Origin of the sequence: Halomonas caseinilytica (genome assembly GCF_001662285.1) — a bacterium.
GTDB classification, from domain to species: Bacteria; Pseudomonadota; Gammaproteobacteria; order Pseudomonadales; family Halomonadaceae; genus Halomonas; species Halomonas caseinilytica.
Window position 1 is genome coordinate 273,391 of sequence record NZ_BDEO01000007.1, and the last position, 14,359, is coordinate 287,749.

Consider the following 14,359-nt stretch of genomic DNA (forward strand, 5'->3'; position numbering starts at 1 on the left):
TCCATCCTTAGAGAACGATCAGCTCGTCGCCCACGGCCACGCTGTCACCCTCGCTGACCTTGACCTCCGACACCGTACCGGCACTGGCGGCACGCACTTCGGTCTCCATCTTCATGGCCTCGAGAATGATCACCACATCGCCCTCGGCAACGCTGTCTCCCGGCTTGACGTTGACCTTGAAGATATTGCCCGCCAGGGGCGCCGTGATGGCCTCGCCCGACGAAGCGGCCGGCTCGGAAGGCGCCGGGCTGCTGCCCTGCTCCTGCACCCGATCGATCTCACCGCCCTCGGCGACCTCGACCACGTACGCCTTGCCATTGACCTTGACGGTATAGGTCTCGGGACCGGTCGACTCGGCGGCCGGCACCTGAGCCTTCGCCGGCGGCCTGGTCATCGAGGCGGCCTCATCCTCCGGTGCCTGGGGCGCCGGCTCGAAGGCCTCGGGATCATCGCGATTGGCGAGGAATTTCAGGCCGATCTGCGGGAAGAGCGCATAGGTCAGCACATCGTCGATTCGCCGCTCGTCCTCGGCCAGGCGAATACCGTCCTCGTCGGCCTTGTTCGCCAATTCCTCGGCGAGACGATCCATTTCCGGCGACAGGCGATCCGCCGGACGCTCGGTGATGGGCTGCGTACCGTCGAGGACGCGTGACTGAAGCGCGTCGTCGAAGTCCGCGGGAGCGGCACCGTACTCGCCCTTGAGCAGGGCCTGCACTTCCTTGGAGATGGACTTGTAGCGTTCGCCCATCATCACGTTCATCACCGCCTGGGTGCCGACGATCTGCGAGGTCGGCGTCACCAGGGGAATGTAACCCAGGTCCTCGCGAACCCGAGGGATCTCGGCCAGGACGTCGTCGAGCTTGTCGCCAGCGCCCTGCTCCTTGAGCTGGCTCTCCATGTTGGTGAGCATGCCACCCGGCACCTGCGCCACCAGAATCCGCGAATCGATGCCCTTGAGCGCGCCCTCGAAGGCGGCGTACTTCTTGCGCACCTCGCGGAAATAGCCGGCAATGTCCTCGAGCAGTTCGAGGTCGAGCCCGGTGTCGCGCTCGGTGCCCTTGAGGATGGCCACCAGCGATTCGGTCGGACTGTGGCCGTAGGTCATCGACATCGAGGAAATGGCGGTATCGACGTTGTCGACCCCCGCTTCCACGGCCTTGAGCGCCGTGGCCGTGGACATGCCAGTGGTGGCGTGACTGTGCAAGTGGATGGGAATGTCCAGCGCCTTCTTCAGGCGCGACACCAGTTCGAAGGCATCGTAAGGCGTGAGCAGGCCGGCCATGTCCTTGATCGCCAGGGAATCGGCGCCCATGTCGGCGATGGAACGCGCCAGTTCCACCCAACTCTCCATGGTATGGACCGGGCTCACGGTATAGGAGATGGTGCCCTGAGCATGCCCTTCGTTGGCGCGCACCGCGCGGATGGCGCGTTCCAGGTTGCGCGGGTCGTTCATGGCGTCGAAGACGCGGAAGACGTCGACCCCGTTGGTTTTGGCCCGCTCGACAAAACGATCGACCACATCATCGGCATAATGCCGGTAACCCAGCAGATTCTGGCCCCGCAACAGCATCTGCTGAGGCGTGTTGGGCATGGCCTCTTTCAACGCCCGTATCCGCTCCCACGGGTCTTCGCCGAGATAGCGGATACAGGCGTCGAAGGTAGCGCCACCCCAGGACTCCAGCGACCAGAAGCCGACACGATCGAGCTTCTCGGCAATGGGCAGCATGTCGTCCAGGCGCAGGCGCGTGGCGAACAGCGACTGGTGGGCATCGCGCAGCACCACGTCGGTGATGCCGAGCGGACGGACGTTCTCAGTCATGCGGGTTTCCTTATCGTTGTAACCGAAATGTGTCGTCATGAAGCGAAGCGCGAACCGCCAGCGGCGCGTTGTTGGTCAGCGGCGATGACGGCGACGATGGCGGTGCACGGCGGCGCTGATCGCGGCCATGACATCGTCGTCGCGGGCCGGCGCGTGCCGCCCGGAGACCGAAGGAGCATTCGCCGGCGCCGGTTCGGGGAAATAACGTCCGATGATCCGGGACATCAGGGTCGTGGTGATCACCAGAACGGTCAGGAAGACGAAGACGAACCCCATGCCGAGCCCCATCAGGGCAAAGCCTTCGTTCAATAACTGTGTATCCTGCATGCGGTCTACTCCTCGTTTGCGCCGCCACCTCGCCTGCCGATGACGAGCGCATGGATGCTGAGGCTATAACCTGCCACCCTCGCGATGGATTACAATGACGCCATGGTGGAAGTCGACGTTGTTAATTTACTACATTCAGGTCGCATCGGCCTAGCCCCGATGGAAGGGGTCATCGATGCCGCGACGCGAGATCTGCTGACCCGCTCCGCAGGCATCGACTGGACGGTGACCGAATTCGTGCGCGTGGTGGACACACGACTGCCGCCGCGCGTCTTCCTGCGCCACTGCCCCGAACTGGCCAGCGGAGATCCCCGTACCCCCAGCGGCATCCCCGTGCATCTGCAGTTGCTCGGCTCGGACCCTGCCGCCCTGGCGGCCAATGCGCGTCAGGCGTTGTCGCTCGGCGCGACGAGCCTCGACCTCAACTTCGGCTGCCCCGCCAAGCTGGTCAACCGCCACGACGGGGGTGCCTCCATGTTGCGCGACCCTCACCGCCTGCGCACCGCCGTCGCCGCCGTTCACGGTGCCGTGGGCGACACGCTTCCGGTGACGGCCAAGATCCGCCTGGGATTCGCCGACCGCCGCCTGGCCTTGGACTGTGCCCGTGCCGCCGAGGACGGCGGTGCGCGCCAACTGGTGGTCCACGCCCGTACCCGCAACGAGGGCTATCGCCCCCCAGCGCACTGGGAATGGATCGGACGCATCCGCCAGCACCTGTCGATCCCCGTGGTGGCAAACGGCGACATCTGGACCCTCGAGGATTACTGGAAGGCCCGAACCCTCTCGGGCTGCCCTGATGTCATGCTCGGCCGCGGCGCTCTGGCCGACCCGGGGCTGGCCTCGCGCATCCGACACTGGCAGGCCACCGGGGAACGGCGTCCCTCCACCGGCTGGCCCACCAAGGCGGAGACGCTGCTCGACTATGCTGCAATGCAGCGTAACATACTTCCACAGAAGGTGGTGGTGGCTCGACTAAAGCAGTGGATGAACCACATGCGCGGGCGGGACTCCGAGGCAGCACGCTGCTTCCAGGCCCTGCGGCGGGTCACCGAACTGGAGGATTTCCTGGCGGGATTGCGGGCATCGATGACGCCAGAGGCGCCGGCTCTGACGGCATGAACGGGCAGCCCCGAAGCCAACGAGGCGCGAGCCGATGGCCCGCGCCTCTCAGGTTGCCGACAGGACGCGCCCGACCTCAGGCACGCCCTCTTCGACGCTTCAGCCCTTCCCCCCTTCATGACCGGCCGTCGGCAGCGGTACGCGCTCGCCGCGAGTCACCAGCTTGCGCAATGCCACATAGAATACCGGCGTCAGAAACAGCCCGAACAGCGTCACGCCCAGCATGCCGGCGAACACGGCCACGCCGAGAGCCTGGCGCACCTCGGCACCCGCACCACTGGCCAGCATCAGCGGTACCACCGCGGCGGTGAAGGTGATCGAGGTCATGATGATCGGGCGCAGGCGCAGACGACAGGCTTCCAGGGCGGCCTCGACGATACCGCGCCCCTGGCGCTCCAGCTCCCGGGCAAACTCAACGATCAGGATGGCGTTCTTGCATGCCAGGCCGATCAACACCACCAGGCCCACCTGAACGAAGATGTTGTTGTCGCCTTTCATGAACCATACGCCAAGCAGCGCCGACAGCATGCACATCGGCACGATCAGGATCACGGCCAACGGCAGGGTCCAGCTTTCGTAGAGTGCGGCCAGCACCAGGAACACCAGCATCACCGACAACGGGAATACCACCAGTGCGGCATTGCCTTGCGTGGCCTGCTGATAACTCAAGTCCGTCCACTCGATGTCCATGCCGTTGGGCAATACCTCGGCGGCAAGCTCCTCGAGCGCCTTCATCGCCTGTGTCGAGGAAAGCACGCGAGGGTCCGCCTCGCCGGCCAGGTCGGCGGCAGGATAGCCGTTGTAACGCAGCACCGGATCTGGCCCGAAGGTCTGGTCGACCGTCACCATCGAGCCGATCGGCACCATCTCGCCTTGATCGTTGCGAGTACGCAGGTTGGCGATGTCGTCGGCACTGTCGCGGAAGGAGGCATCGGCCTGAGCGATCACCTGCCAGGTACGACCGAACTGGTTGAAGTCATTGACGTAGGTCGAGCCAAGGTACGTCTGCAAGGTATCGAACAACGCCGTCAGCGGAACGCCCTGGGATTTGGCCTTGATCCGGTCGACCTCGGCATCCAGCTGGGGCACGTTGGCCTGGTAACTGGTGATCGGGAACCCCATGCCATCGGTCTGCGAAATCGCCCCCTGGAAATTCGTCACCGCCTCCTGCAAGGCCCCATACCCCAGGCCGGCACGGTCTTCGACGAACATCTGCCAGCCATTGCCGTTGCCCAGCCCCAGGATCGGCGGCGGCATGAACGAGAAGGTGAAGCCGTCCTGCAGGCCGGCGATCTTCTGGTTGACCTCGGCATTGATCTCGGCGGCCGAGCGGCTGCGTTCCTCGAACGGTGACAAGGTCAGGAACACCACGCCGCTGTTGGGCGTATTGGTGAACTGCAAGGCATTGAGCCCCGGAAAGGCGATCGAGTGCGTCACCTCCTCGCTTTCCATGGCCATCTCACCGACCTGGCTCAGCAGCTCATCGGTACGCGATAGAGAAGCGCCCTCCGGCAGTTTGACGCCGGCAATCAGGTACTGCTTGTCCTGAGTAGGAATGAAGCCCGGCGGAACCGCCTGGAACATCATTCCTGTCGCCACCAGCAACAGGACATAGATCGCAAACACGCCGCCCCGCCGATGCAACGAACGCGACACCGCCCCCTGGTATTTTTCCGAGCTGCTGCCGAAGAAGCGATTGAACGGACGAAACACCCAGCCGAATGCCAGATCGATCAAGCGCGTCAGGCGATCCCTGGAAGCGCCGTGCGGCTTGAGCAGCATCGCCGCCAGTGCCGGCGACAGGGTCAAGGAGTTGATCGTGGAGATGACCGTGGAGATGGCGATGGTCGCCGCGAATTGTCGATAGAACTGCCCGGTGACACCGGACAGGAACGCCATCGGCACAAATACCGCACATAGCACCAGGCCGATGGCGATGATCGGCCCCGAGACTTCCCTCATCGCCTGGTGCGCGGCGGCAAGCGGGGCCAGGCCTTCCCCGATGTTGCGCTCGACGTTCTCGACCACCACGATGGCGTCGTCGACCACGATGCCGATCGCCAGCACCAGGCCGAACAAGGTCAAGGTATTGATCGAGAACCCCAGCAGGTAAAGCACGGCAAAGGTCCCCACCACGGAGACCGGCACCGCAATCAGGGGAATGATCGAGGCGCGCCAGGTCTGCAGGAAGAGCGTGACGACCAGCACCACCAGCAATACCGCCTCGAGCAGCGTCTTGATCACCGACTCGATCGAATCGCGCACGAAGATGGTGGTGTCGTACACCGCCTCGTACTCGACGCCTTCCGGAAACCACTGGGCCCGTTCATCCATGGTATCGATGACCTGTTTCTGGATTTCCAGGGCATTCGCGCCCGGCGCCTGAAAGACGCCGATGGCGACCGCATCCTTGCCATCCAGTTGTGAGCGCAGGGTGTAGTCGCCGGCGCCCAACTCCAGCCTGGCGACATCGGACAACTGCACGAGCTCGCCGTCGTCACTGCTCTTGAGCACGATGTCGCCGAATTCCTGCTCGGTGGTCAGCCGCCCCCGGGCATTGATCAGGGTCAGGAAGTCACTGTCAGGCATGGGCTCGGCGCCAAGCTGACCGGCCGAGACCTGGACGTTCTGCTCACGTATCGCTTGCACCACGTCGCCAGCGGTCAGCCCGCGCGCCGCGATCTTGTCCGGATCGAGCCAGGCCCGCATGGCGTAATCGCCACCCCCGAAGATCTGCGCCTCTCCGACGCCCTGAATCCGCGACAGCGCATCCTTGACGTGGAGGCGTGCGTAATTGCGCAGGTAGAGCGTATCGTAGCGGCCATCCGGCGAAGTCAGGTGCACGACCATCAAGAAGGTCGGCGACTGCTTCTGCGTGGTCACGCCCTGACGGCGCACGTCCTCGGGTAGCCGCGCCAGCGCCTGGCTGACCCGGTTCTGCACCTTGACGGCCGCGTCATCCGGGTCGGTGCCGGGACGAAAGGTCACGGTCATCTGCAGCACGCCGTCGGAACCGGCCACCGACTTGAGATACATCATGTCCTCGACACCGTTGATCGATTCTTCCAGCGGCGTCGCCACCGTCTCGGCAATGACCTTGGGATTGGCGCCGGGGTAGGCCGTTCGCACCACCACCGAAGGCGGCACCACATCCGGATATTCGCTGACCGGCATCAGCGGTATGGTGATCACCCCGGCGGCAAAGATGAGAATCGACAGTACCGCGGCAAAGATCGGACGGTCGACGAAGAACTTCGCGAAATCCATGGCAACACTTCCCCCTCGGGCCAGACGCCTGGCGCCCACCCCATTGCAAAGATCGGTGATGAAGCTCGATCGACCTCCGGCACCCGGAAGGCCATCGCGAAAGCAGATCGATTGATGAAGCGACTAGGCGCTGTGTGAAGCCTCGACGGCCAAGGACCAGGCCGTTGCCGTACGCAGCCTAGTGAGCGGCCAGATCGGCAGGCGCGGAGGCGCCTTCCATGTCGACGCTTTCCGCTGCTACCTGCATGCCAGGAAAGAAGATACGATGCGCGCCCCGCACTACCACGCGATCTGCTGGCGCCAGTCCCGTCTGGATCACTCTGAGGCCATCGACCATGCGGCCTGGCTGAACGTCCTTGCGCTGTGCGACTCCCTCATCGTCGACGACGTAGACATACTTGCGGTCTTGATCGGTCAATACCGCCTTGTCGTCGATCAGGATGGCATCCTCGGCACTGCCTCCGCGCAACTGCACCCGGGCGAACATGCCGGGCGTGAAGCGCCCCTCGCTGTTGTCCAGCACAGCACGGACCAGCATGGTACCGGTCGCGGCATCCAGCCGGTTATCCACGAAGTCCACCTCGCCCCGATACGGATAGCCGGCGTCATTGGCCAGCCCGACCCGGACCGGCGTTCGCGACTCGCGTGAACTCGAGCGTTCACCGGAACGGGCCAGTTCGTCGTAGTTCAGGAAGGTCTGCTCGTCGCTGTGGAAATGCACATGAACCTTGTCCAGCGACACGATGGTCGCCAGCAAGGTGGCATCCGATACCAGGTTGCCGGCGGTCACCAAGGCTTGCCCCGTGCGCCCCGAGATGGGCGCGCGAACCTCGGTGAAGTCCACGTTCAGGCGCGCCCTTTCCACCTCGGCCCGGGCGGCCAGGATCTCGGCCTCGGCCTGGGCGGCGGAAGCCCGGCGTTGATCCAGCTCTTCGCGGGAAATCGAGCGGGACTTGGCCAGGGTCTCGGCCCGGGCGGCCTCGCTGCGAGCCAGCTCGGCTCGGGCACGGGCACGCTCAAGCTCGGCCTCGGCCCGCGCCAGATCGGCCTGATAAGGACGTGGATCGATGGTGAACAGCACATCGCCCTTCTCCACGGTCTGGCCCTCGACGTAATGAATCTCATCGAGATACCCCGCGACTCTCGGGCGCAGCTCCACCTCGTCCACCGCATTGATGCGCCCCGTGAATTCATCCCAGAAATTCACGTCCTTGACCACGACCTCGGCCACGCTAACCTGAGGAGGTGGTGGCTCCGGCTGAGCAGCACTGTCGGCCTGGCTGTCGCAACCAACCAGCAAGGTGAGCCCCATCCAGACGGCGATCGCCATGAAAGGACGCGGACGCAACGACGGCGGGAACATCTTGTGGACGTTCATGGTAGCCCCTCGGTCAACTCGTGACGGCGAATGGATTGCCGACAACCGCCAGATCATGGCGGATGACATGTCGTAGATGCCTACTAATCGCACGGGACGATGGAAAATCGACACGCCGGCATGCGATGCAGCGCATCACCATAGAGCTTGAGGGAAGGATTGATTAGCCGGGGGATCAGGGAAATACTGTCCCACCTCCGGGACAGTGCGCTGACCCATACAGGACGATGACGATGCAGCAAGATCTCAACGATGCCTTGATCTTCGCCAAGGTCGTGGAACAAGGCAGCTTCACTGCAGCATCCAAACTGCTGAGCATCCCCAAGACCACCGTGAGCCGCAAGATTCAGGCACTGGAGTTACGCCTGGGCGCGCGCTTGCTGAATCGCACCACCCGCCGACTGAGCCTGACCGAGGCCGGCGGCGTCTATTACGATTATTGCCATCGTATCGTCCAGGATCTGGGCGAGGCGGAGAGCGCCGTGCAACGGCTCGAAGGCAACCCTCGCGGCTGGCTGCGAGTCACCGCTCCCTTCACCATGTGCACCGACTTCACCTCCTCGCTCTTGCGGGATTTCCGCGCCCTCTACCCGGAAGTGAAGATCGACCTGGTACTCTCCAACGAACGGCTCGACCTGGTCGCCCAGCAGATCGACGTTGCACTGCGCATCGGCCCGCTGCCAGATTCCAGCCTGGTCGCTCGCCCCCTGGCGCGATACCGCTCCTTCATCTATGCCAGCAACCGCTATATCGCGCGCCACGGCGAGCCGAAAGAGCCGGCCGACCTGAAGCTTCATCCCGCACTGGCCAAGAGCACCGACCAGCGTGGTCAGCGTTACTTCTGGCAGTTGCACCGGGGCGCCCAACAGCAGGAAGTCGAGCTGGACCCCGTCACCGTCGCCAATGATCCCTTCGTGTTGCGGGGGCTGTTGCTCGACGGCTCGGGCCTGATGCTGACCAGTGAAGCCGTCGCTTGCCTGGGGCCGGATGGTCACCAACTGAAACGCATCCTGCCGGAATGGGAAGGCCCGGAAGTCGAGTTCAATGCCGTCTTCCCGGGAGGGCGCCTGATCTCGCCGAAGGTACGCACCTTCGTCGACTTCGTCGTGGAACGCACGAGCCTCACCCACATGGCCTCTCCCACCCCATGGATGTCGCCCGCCAGGCCACCCGAGCACTCGCCCCGCCCCGCCACCGCGGACGAAACGGCGTAATCGGAGCATGACCCAAAAAAGGTGGCCAAAAAGGAATGACCAAAAAAAGAGGCGCTCGTTGCATAGCAACGGCGCCTCGAACGATCGCAGGACTCATCCCTCCAGGGAAAGCGGTCCAGCTAGTGGCAAGCTTGCCAAAAAACGAAAACCCGCCCTCTCATGGAGGACGGGTCGGGATCTGGCGCGCCCGGGAGGATTCGAACCTCCGACCGCCTGATTCGTAGTCAGGTACTCTATCCAGCTGAGCTACGGGCGCATTGCGCAACGAGCTGACTCGTTGAAATTGACGGTGAATCCCCCTAGGGTCGACAAGTGAGGACTCGTCTGTAGGGAAAGTGGCGCGCCCGGGAGGATTCGAACCTCCGACCGCCTGATTCGTAGTCAGGTACTCTATCCAGCTGAGCTACGGGCGCTTACCTTCACCGTGCCGAACATGGCGGAGAGGGAGGGATTCGAACCCTCGAAGGGGCTATTAACCCCTTACTCCCTTAGCAGGGGAGCGCCTTCAGCCACTCGGCCACCTCTCCCTCATCGGCACGGTGCGCATCCTACCGATTTAAAAGGCCATTGTCCAGCACTCGAAGGATTTTTCTCTTGCCTACCGGCGTGTAGCCACGCCGGTAACGAGTCTCATGACGTCTCGTCGTCGATATCGTCGTCGGATTTCTCGCGCTGAATACGCTGATAGATCTCCTCACGATGCACGGCGACGTCCTTGGGGGCATTGACGCCAATACGGACCTGGTTGCCCTTTACCCCGAGAACGGTGACGGTGATATCGTCACCGATCATCAGGGTTTCGCCGACACGGCGGGTCAGGATGAGCATGACTGATCTCCTTTTCAGACTTCTGGCTACGGGATGCTGCCACTTACGGGGACGACGGCGCGTGACACCATGGCACGATGTCGCCCCCGAGCCAATAGCAACGACCATGACACCGAAACACCACGTTGAAGGGAAGCCCGTTTCACTTCAGTGTCATGGACTCCCTACCAGCGTAGAAGCTGTCGGAGAACCTGGGCGCCGTTATTCGCTTTCGATATCGGCCTTGTCGAGTCCGAAGGCCGTGTGCAGGGCGCGAACCGCCAGTTCCATATGCTTCTCGTCGATCACCACGGAGATCTTGATCTCGGATGTGGAAACCATGCGGATATTGATGTTCTCCTCGGACAACACGCGGAACATCTTGGATGCCACGCCGGCATGGGAGCGCATGCCGACACCGACCAGCGACACCTTCGCGATGTTGTCATCGCCCTTGACCTCGCCCTCGCCCAGTGCCGGCAGCACCTGATCCTCGAGGATGCGCAGGGTCTGCTTGTAGTCGCTCTTGGCCACGGTGAAGGTGAAATCGGTGTAATCACCGGCCGGTGCCACGTTCTGCACGATCATGTCGATCTCGATGTTGGCATCGGCGATCGGCCCCAGAATCTTCGAGGCGACACCGGGCACATCCGGCGTGTTGAGCAGGGTCAGCTTGGCTTCGTTGGCGGTAAAGGCGATACCGGAGATCAGCGGTTCTTCCATGGAGTCCTCGTCATTGTCGGAGTCTGCGACGATCAGGGTGCCGGGGCCGCCCTCGAAACTGGACAGCACGCGCAGCGGAACATTGTATTTGCCGGCGAACTCGACGGCGCGGATCTGCAGGACCTTGGAGCCCAGGCTCGCCAGTTCCAGCATCTCCTCCACGGTGATGGTGTCCAGGCGCTGCGCCCGGGCACAGACCCGCGGGTCGGTGGTGTAGACGCCGTCGACATCGGTGTAGATCTGGCACTCGTCAGCGCCCAGCGCCGCGGCCAGGGCCACGCCGGTGGTATCGGAGCCACCGCGACCGAGGGTGGTGATGTTGCCTTCCTCGTCGACACCCTGGAAGCCGGCCACTACGGCGACCTGGCCATCGTCCAGGTCCTGGCGCATGTCCTCGGTCTCGATGCGCTGGATGCGCGCCTTGGTGTGGGCGCTGTCGGTCATGATGCCGACCTGGGAACCGGTATAGGAGGTCGCCGGTACGCCGAGCTTATGCAGCGCCATGGCCAGCAGCGAGATGGTCACCTGCTCGCCGGTGGACACCAGCATGTCCATCTCGCGCGGTGTCGGCTCGTCGTTGATCTCGTTGGCCAGGCCGATCAGTCGATTGGTCTCGCCGCTCATCGCGGAAACCACGACCACCACCTGGTGCCCCTCGTCACGGAAGCCCTTGACCTTCTCGGCCACGGCCTTGATGCGCTCCACGGAGCCCACCGAGGTGCCGCCGAACTTCTGTACGTATAGTGCCATTTATCGTTGTCCCTCGTATCCGGGTTAACGTTCGAATGAAAACGGTTGTCCTTATAAACCGAGGGCCGAAGGCATCACGCCTTCGGCCCCGATGAGCGTCAGAGCTTGGACTCGACCCATACGGGCACGCTCTCCAGCGCACCGGGCAGGGCCGGGACATCACTGCCACCGGCCTGGGCCATGTCGGGGCGACCTCCGCCCTTGCCGCCGACCTGGGACGCCACGTGATTGACCAGCTCACCGGCCTTGACCTGTCCGGTCAGGTCGTCGGTGACCCCGGCGATCAAGCTGACCTTGCCGGCCTGTTCGTCACCCACGCCGAGCACCACGATGCCCGAGCCCAGCTTGTTCTTGAGCTGATCGAGCAGACCGCGCAGCTCCTTGCCGGAAACGCCCTCGAGGCGCTTGGCCAGCACCTTGACGCCCTTGACCTCGCGGGCTTCACCGAGCATGTCGCTACCCGCGGCGCTGGCCAGCTTGGCCTTGAGGCGCTCGAGTTCCTTCTCCAGGTCGCGGTTGCGCTCGACCAGCGATGTCACGCGCTCCTCGACCTGCTCGGGCTTGGCCTTGAGGCGTTCAGCGATGCGGGACAGACGCGCTTCCTGGTCGCGGAAGTAGGCCAGGGCGCCCTCCCCGGTGATCGCCTCGATGCGGCGCACGCCACTGGCGATGCCGGTCTCGGCGACGATATGACAACAACCGATGTCGCCGCTGCGTGCCACGTGCGTGCCGCCGCACAACTCGATGGAGAAGTCGTCGGCGCCGATGGTCAACACCCGCACGCTGTCCGCATACTTGGCCTCGAACAACGCCGCGGCTCCCTTTTCCTTGGCCTCGTCGAGCGTCATGTGCTCGATGCGGGTCGGCGCGTTGGCCAGCACCTGTTCATTGACCAGGCGCTCGACCTCGGCAAGCTGCTCGGCGGTCATCGGCTCGGCGTGGCTGAAATCGAAACGCAGTCGCTCCGGGGTCACCAGCGAGCCCTTCTGCTGGACATGTTCGCCCAGCACCATCCGCAACGCCTGGTGCAGCAGGTGAGTGGCCGAGTGATTGCGCACCGTTGCGGCACGCAGGCTCGGGTCGACACGCGGCGTCACGCTGGCGCCGACCTCGAGTCCGCCTTCCAGCAGGCGCCCCCGATGCAGATGGTGCCCGGCCTGTTTCTGGGTGTCCTCGACCAGGAAGCGCCCGCCCTCGAGCTCGAGATAGCCGGTATCGCCGACCTGCCCGCCGGACTCCCCGTAGAAGGGTGTGCGATCGAGCACCACCACGCCCCGCTGCTCGGCCTCGAGCCGTGCCAGGGCATTGCCCTGCTCGTCGACGAGCGCAACCACAGTGGCGCGATCCTCGAGTCGATCATAGCCGGTGAAGTCGGTCTGACCCTCGAGCTCCAGCGCCGCGCCATAGTCGACGCCGAACTGACTTGCCGCCCGGGCGCGCTGACGCTGGGCCTCCAGCTCGCGCTCGAAACCGGCCTCGTCGAGCGAGACGCCACGCTCGCGGCAGACATCGGCGGTCAGGTCATAGGGAAAACCATAGGTGTCGTAGAGCTTGAACACCGTCTCCCCGGGCAGCGTGTCCCCCTCGAGCGCATCCAGCGCCTCACCGAGCAGGCCCATGCCATGCTCCAGGGTCCGCGCAAACTGCTCCTCTTCCTTGAGCAGAACGCGCTCGATCTGCCCCCGGGCCTCGCGCAGCTCGGGATAAGCCTCGCCCATCTCGGCGTCCAGCGCCGCCACCAGCTTGTAGAAGAAGCAGCCCTGGGCACCGAGCTTGTGGCCATGGCGCACGGCACGCCGGATGATGCGCCGCAGCACATAACCGCGCCCTTCGTTGGAGGGCAGCACGCCATCGGCCACCAGGAAGGCACAGGAGCGGATATGATCGGCGATCACGCGCAGCGAAGGCGCCGTGGTGTCGTCATGCCCCGTCGCCTCGGCGGCAGCGGCCAGCAGATTCTGGAACAGATCGATCTCGTAGTTCGAATGCACGCCCTGCATGACCGCGGCGATGCGCTCCAGCCCCATGCCGGTATCGATGGACGGCTTGGGCAGCGGGTTCATGTTGCCGGCGGCATCGCGATCGTACTGCATGAACACCAGGTTCCAGACCTCGATGTAGCGATCGCCATCCTCCTCGGGACTCCCGGGAGGGCCGCCCCACACCTCGGAGCCATGGTCGTAGAAGACTTCGGAACTCGGCCCGCAGGGGCCGGTATCGCCCATCTGCCAGAAGTTGTCCTCGTCGAGCCGGGAGAAGCGCTCGGGATCGATGCCGACCTCGTCCTTCCAGATACGCTCGGCCTCGTCATCGCTGACATGGACGGTGACCCAGAGCTTCTCCCTGGGCAGACCGAGCACCTCGGTGAGAAAGTTCCAGGCGAAGTGAATGGCATCGCGCTTGAAGTAGTCCCCGAAGCTGAAGTTGCCCAGCATCTCGAAGAAGGTATGGTGCCGCGCGGTGTAGCCGACGTTGTCCAGGTCGTTGTGCTTGCCACCGGCGCGCACGCAGCGCTGGGCCGAGGTGGCACGCACGTAGGGGCGTGGATCGCGTCCCAGGAAGACATCCTTGAACGGCACCATGCCGGCGTTGGTGAACAGCAGGGTGGGGTCGTTGTCCGGTACCAGGGAGCTCGACGGGACGATGGAGTGCCCACGCTCCTCGAAGTAGCTCAGAAAGGCCTGTCTGATGTCTGCACTTTTCATGAAATATCCGTGACGATGAGCATGGAGGCCCTCCGGACAGGGCTCGCCGCCCGGGGCACTGGGAAGCACTGATCGAATGCCTGCGCGCGTCTTGCCGTGTCATTCGGCGCTCGCACCGAGGCCGATACCCGTTCGGCGCCTCCGATCGAGCTGGCGGCCATCGCACAGGGATCGAAACGCCGCGAGCCAAGCAGGCATTGCGGCAGCGCTTCCTCCGCAAAGGGAGCCATTATAGCGCAGAGATCAAACA

Annotated in this window: 9 protein-coding genes and 3 tRNA genes; 2 read left to right on the top strand and 10 right to left on the bottom strand. The window is 63.9% G+C overall.

Features of this window, described 5'->3' with window-relative positions:
- Positions 1-7: 7 nt before the first annotated feature.
- Both oadA and HSDC_RS08975 read right to left on the bottom strand, forming a co-directional pair.
- On the bottom strand, positions 8-1,819 hold the full coding sequence (gene oadA, locus HSDC_RS08970; RefSeq protein WP_064699588.1) for a sodium-extruding oxaloacetate decarboxylase subunit alpha: 1,812 nt from the start codon (positions 1,817-1,819) through the stop codon (positions 8-10).
- A gap of 75 nt (positions 1,820-1,894) precedes the next feature.
- The gene (locus HSDC_RS08975; RefSeq protein WP_064699589.1) at positions 1,895-2,146 is read right to left on the bottom strand and encodes an OadG family protein; all 252 of its coding nucleotides are present in this window, start codon (positions 2,144-2,146) and stop codon (positions 1,895-1,897) included.
- Positions 2,147-2,305: 159 nt separating this feature from the next.
- On the opposite strand from HSDC_RS08975, the gene HSDC_RS08980 reads away from it, so the two are divergent.
- A complete protein-coding gene (locus tag HSDC_RS08980; RefSeq protein WP_064699590.1) occupies positions 2,306-3,265 on the top strand; it encodes a tRNA dihydrouridine synthase in 960 nt (319 codons plus the stop codon).
- Between the two features lie 99 nt (positions 3,266-3,364).
- On the opposite strand, the gene HSDC_RS08985 is transcribed toward HSDC_RS08980, so the two are convergent.
- Positions 3,365-6,532, bottom strand: coding sequence for an efflux RND transporter permease subunit (locus HSDC_RS08985; RefSeq protein ID WP_064699591.1), 3,168 nt, complete (start codon positions 6,530-6,532; stop codon positions 3,365-3,367).
- A 178-nt stretch (positions 6,533-6,710) separates the two neighbouring features.
- Positions 6,711-7,895, bottom strand: coding sequence for an efflux RND transporter periplasmic adaptor subunit (locus HSDC_RS08990; protein WP_425292852.1), 1,185 nt, complete (start codon positions 7,893-7,895; stop codon positions 6,711-6,713).
- A gap of 248 nt (positions 7,896-8,143) precedes the next feature.
- Between HSDC_RS08990 and HSDC_RS08995 the strand changes: the two genes are divergently transcribed.
- Positions 8,144-9,124 carry a LysR family transcriptional regulator gene (locus tag HSDC_RS08995; RefSeq protein ID WP_064699593.1) on the top strand — a complete coding sequence of 327 codons (981 nt, stop codon included), beginning with the start codon at positions 8,144-8,146 and terminating at the stop codon, positions 9,122-9,124.
- A gap of 179 nt (positions 9,125-9,303) precedes the next feature.
- On the opposite strand, the gene HSDC_RS09000 is transcribed toward HSDC_RS08995, so the two are convergent.
- The 6 genes from HSDC_RS09000 to alaS form a co-directional block, all read right to left on the bottom strand.
- Positions 9,304-9,380, bottom strand: a tRNA-Arg gene (locus HSDC_RS09000).
- Positions 9,381-9,460: 80 nt separating this feature from the next.
- Positions 9,461-9,537: transfer RNA gene (locus HSDC_RS09005), tRNA-Arg, on the bottom strand.
- Positions 9,538-9,558: 21 nt separating this feature from the next.
- Positions 9,559-9,651 (bottom strand) — tRNA-Ser (locus tag HSDC_RS09010).
- 103 nt (positions 9,652-9,754) lie between these two features.
- The gene (gene csrA / locus HSDC_RS09015) at positions 9,755-9,952 is read right to left on the bottom strand and encodes a carbon storage regulator CsrA (protein ID WP_064699594.1); all 198 of its coding nucleotides are present in this window, start codon (positions 9,950-9,952) and stop codon (positions 9,755-9,757) included.
- Positions 9,953-10,153: 201 nt separating this feature from the next.
- The gene (locus tag HSDC_RS09020) at positions 10,154-11,404 is read right to left on the bottom strand and encodes an aspartate kinase (protein WP_064699595.1); all 1,251 of its coding nucleotides are present in this window, start codon (positions 11,402-11,404) and stop codon (positions 10,154-10,156) included.
- A gap of 98 nt (positions 11,405-11,502) precedes the next feature.
- Entirely contained in the window at positions 11,503-14,109 is a 2,607-nt protein-coding gene (alaS, locus tag HSDC_RS09025; RefSeq protein ID WP_064699596.1) for an alanine--tRNA ligase, read from the bottom strand.
- Positions 14,110-14,359: the final 250 nt, after the last annotated feature.

What these genes read in the sequence shown, in the direction of transcription:
- oadA (WP_064699588.1), bottom strand. Translation starts at nt 1,819, where the DNA reads ATGACTGAGAACGTCCGTCCGCTCGGCATCACCGACGTGGTGCTGCGC.
- HSDC_RS08975 (WP_064699589.1), bottom strand. Translation starts at nt 2,146, where the DNA reads ATGCAGGATACACAGTTATTGAACGAAGGCTTTGCCCTGATGGGGCTC.
- HSDC_RS08980 (WP_064699590.1), top strand. Translation starts at nt 2,306, where the DNA reads ATGGAAGGGGTCATCGATGCCGCGACGCGAGATCTGCTGACCCGCTCC.
- HSDC_RS08985 (WP_064699591.1), bottom strand. Translation starts at nt 6,532, where the DNA reads ATGGATTTCGCGAAGTTCTTCGTCGACCGTCCGATCTTTGCCGCGGTA.
- HSDC_RS08990 (WP_425292852.1), bottom strand. Translation starts at nt 7,895, where the DNA reads ATGTTCCCGCCGTCGTTGCGTCCGCGTCCTTTCATGGCGATCGCCGTC.
- HSDC_RS08995 (WP_064699593.1), top strand. Translation starts at nt 8,144, where the DNA reads ATGCAGCAAGATCTCAACGATGCCTTGATCTTCGCCAAGGTCGTGGAA.
- csrA (WP_064699594.1), bottom strand. Translation starts at nt 9,952, where the DNA reads ATGCTCATCCTGACCCGCCGTGTCGGCGAAACCCTGATGATCGGTGAC.
- HSDC_RS09020 (WP_064699595.1), bottom strand. Translation starts at nt 11,404, where the DNA reads ATGGCACTATACGTACAGAAGTTCGGCGGCACCTCGGTGGGCTCCGTG.
- alaS (WP_064699596.1), bottom strand. Translation starts at nt 14,109, where the DNA reads ATGAAAAGTGCAGACATCAGACAGGCCTTTCTGAGCTACTTCGAGGAG.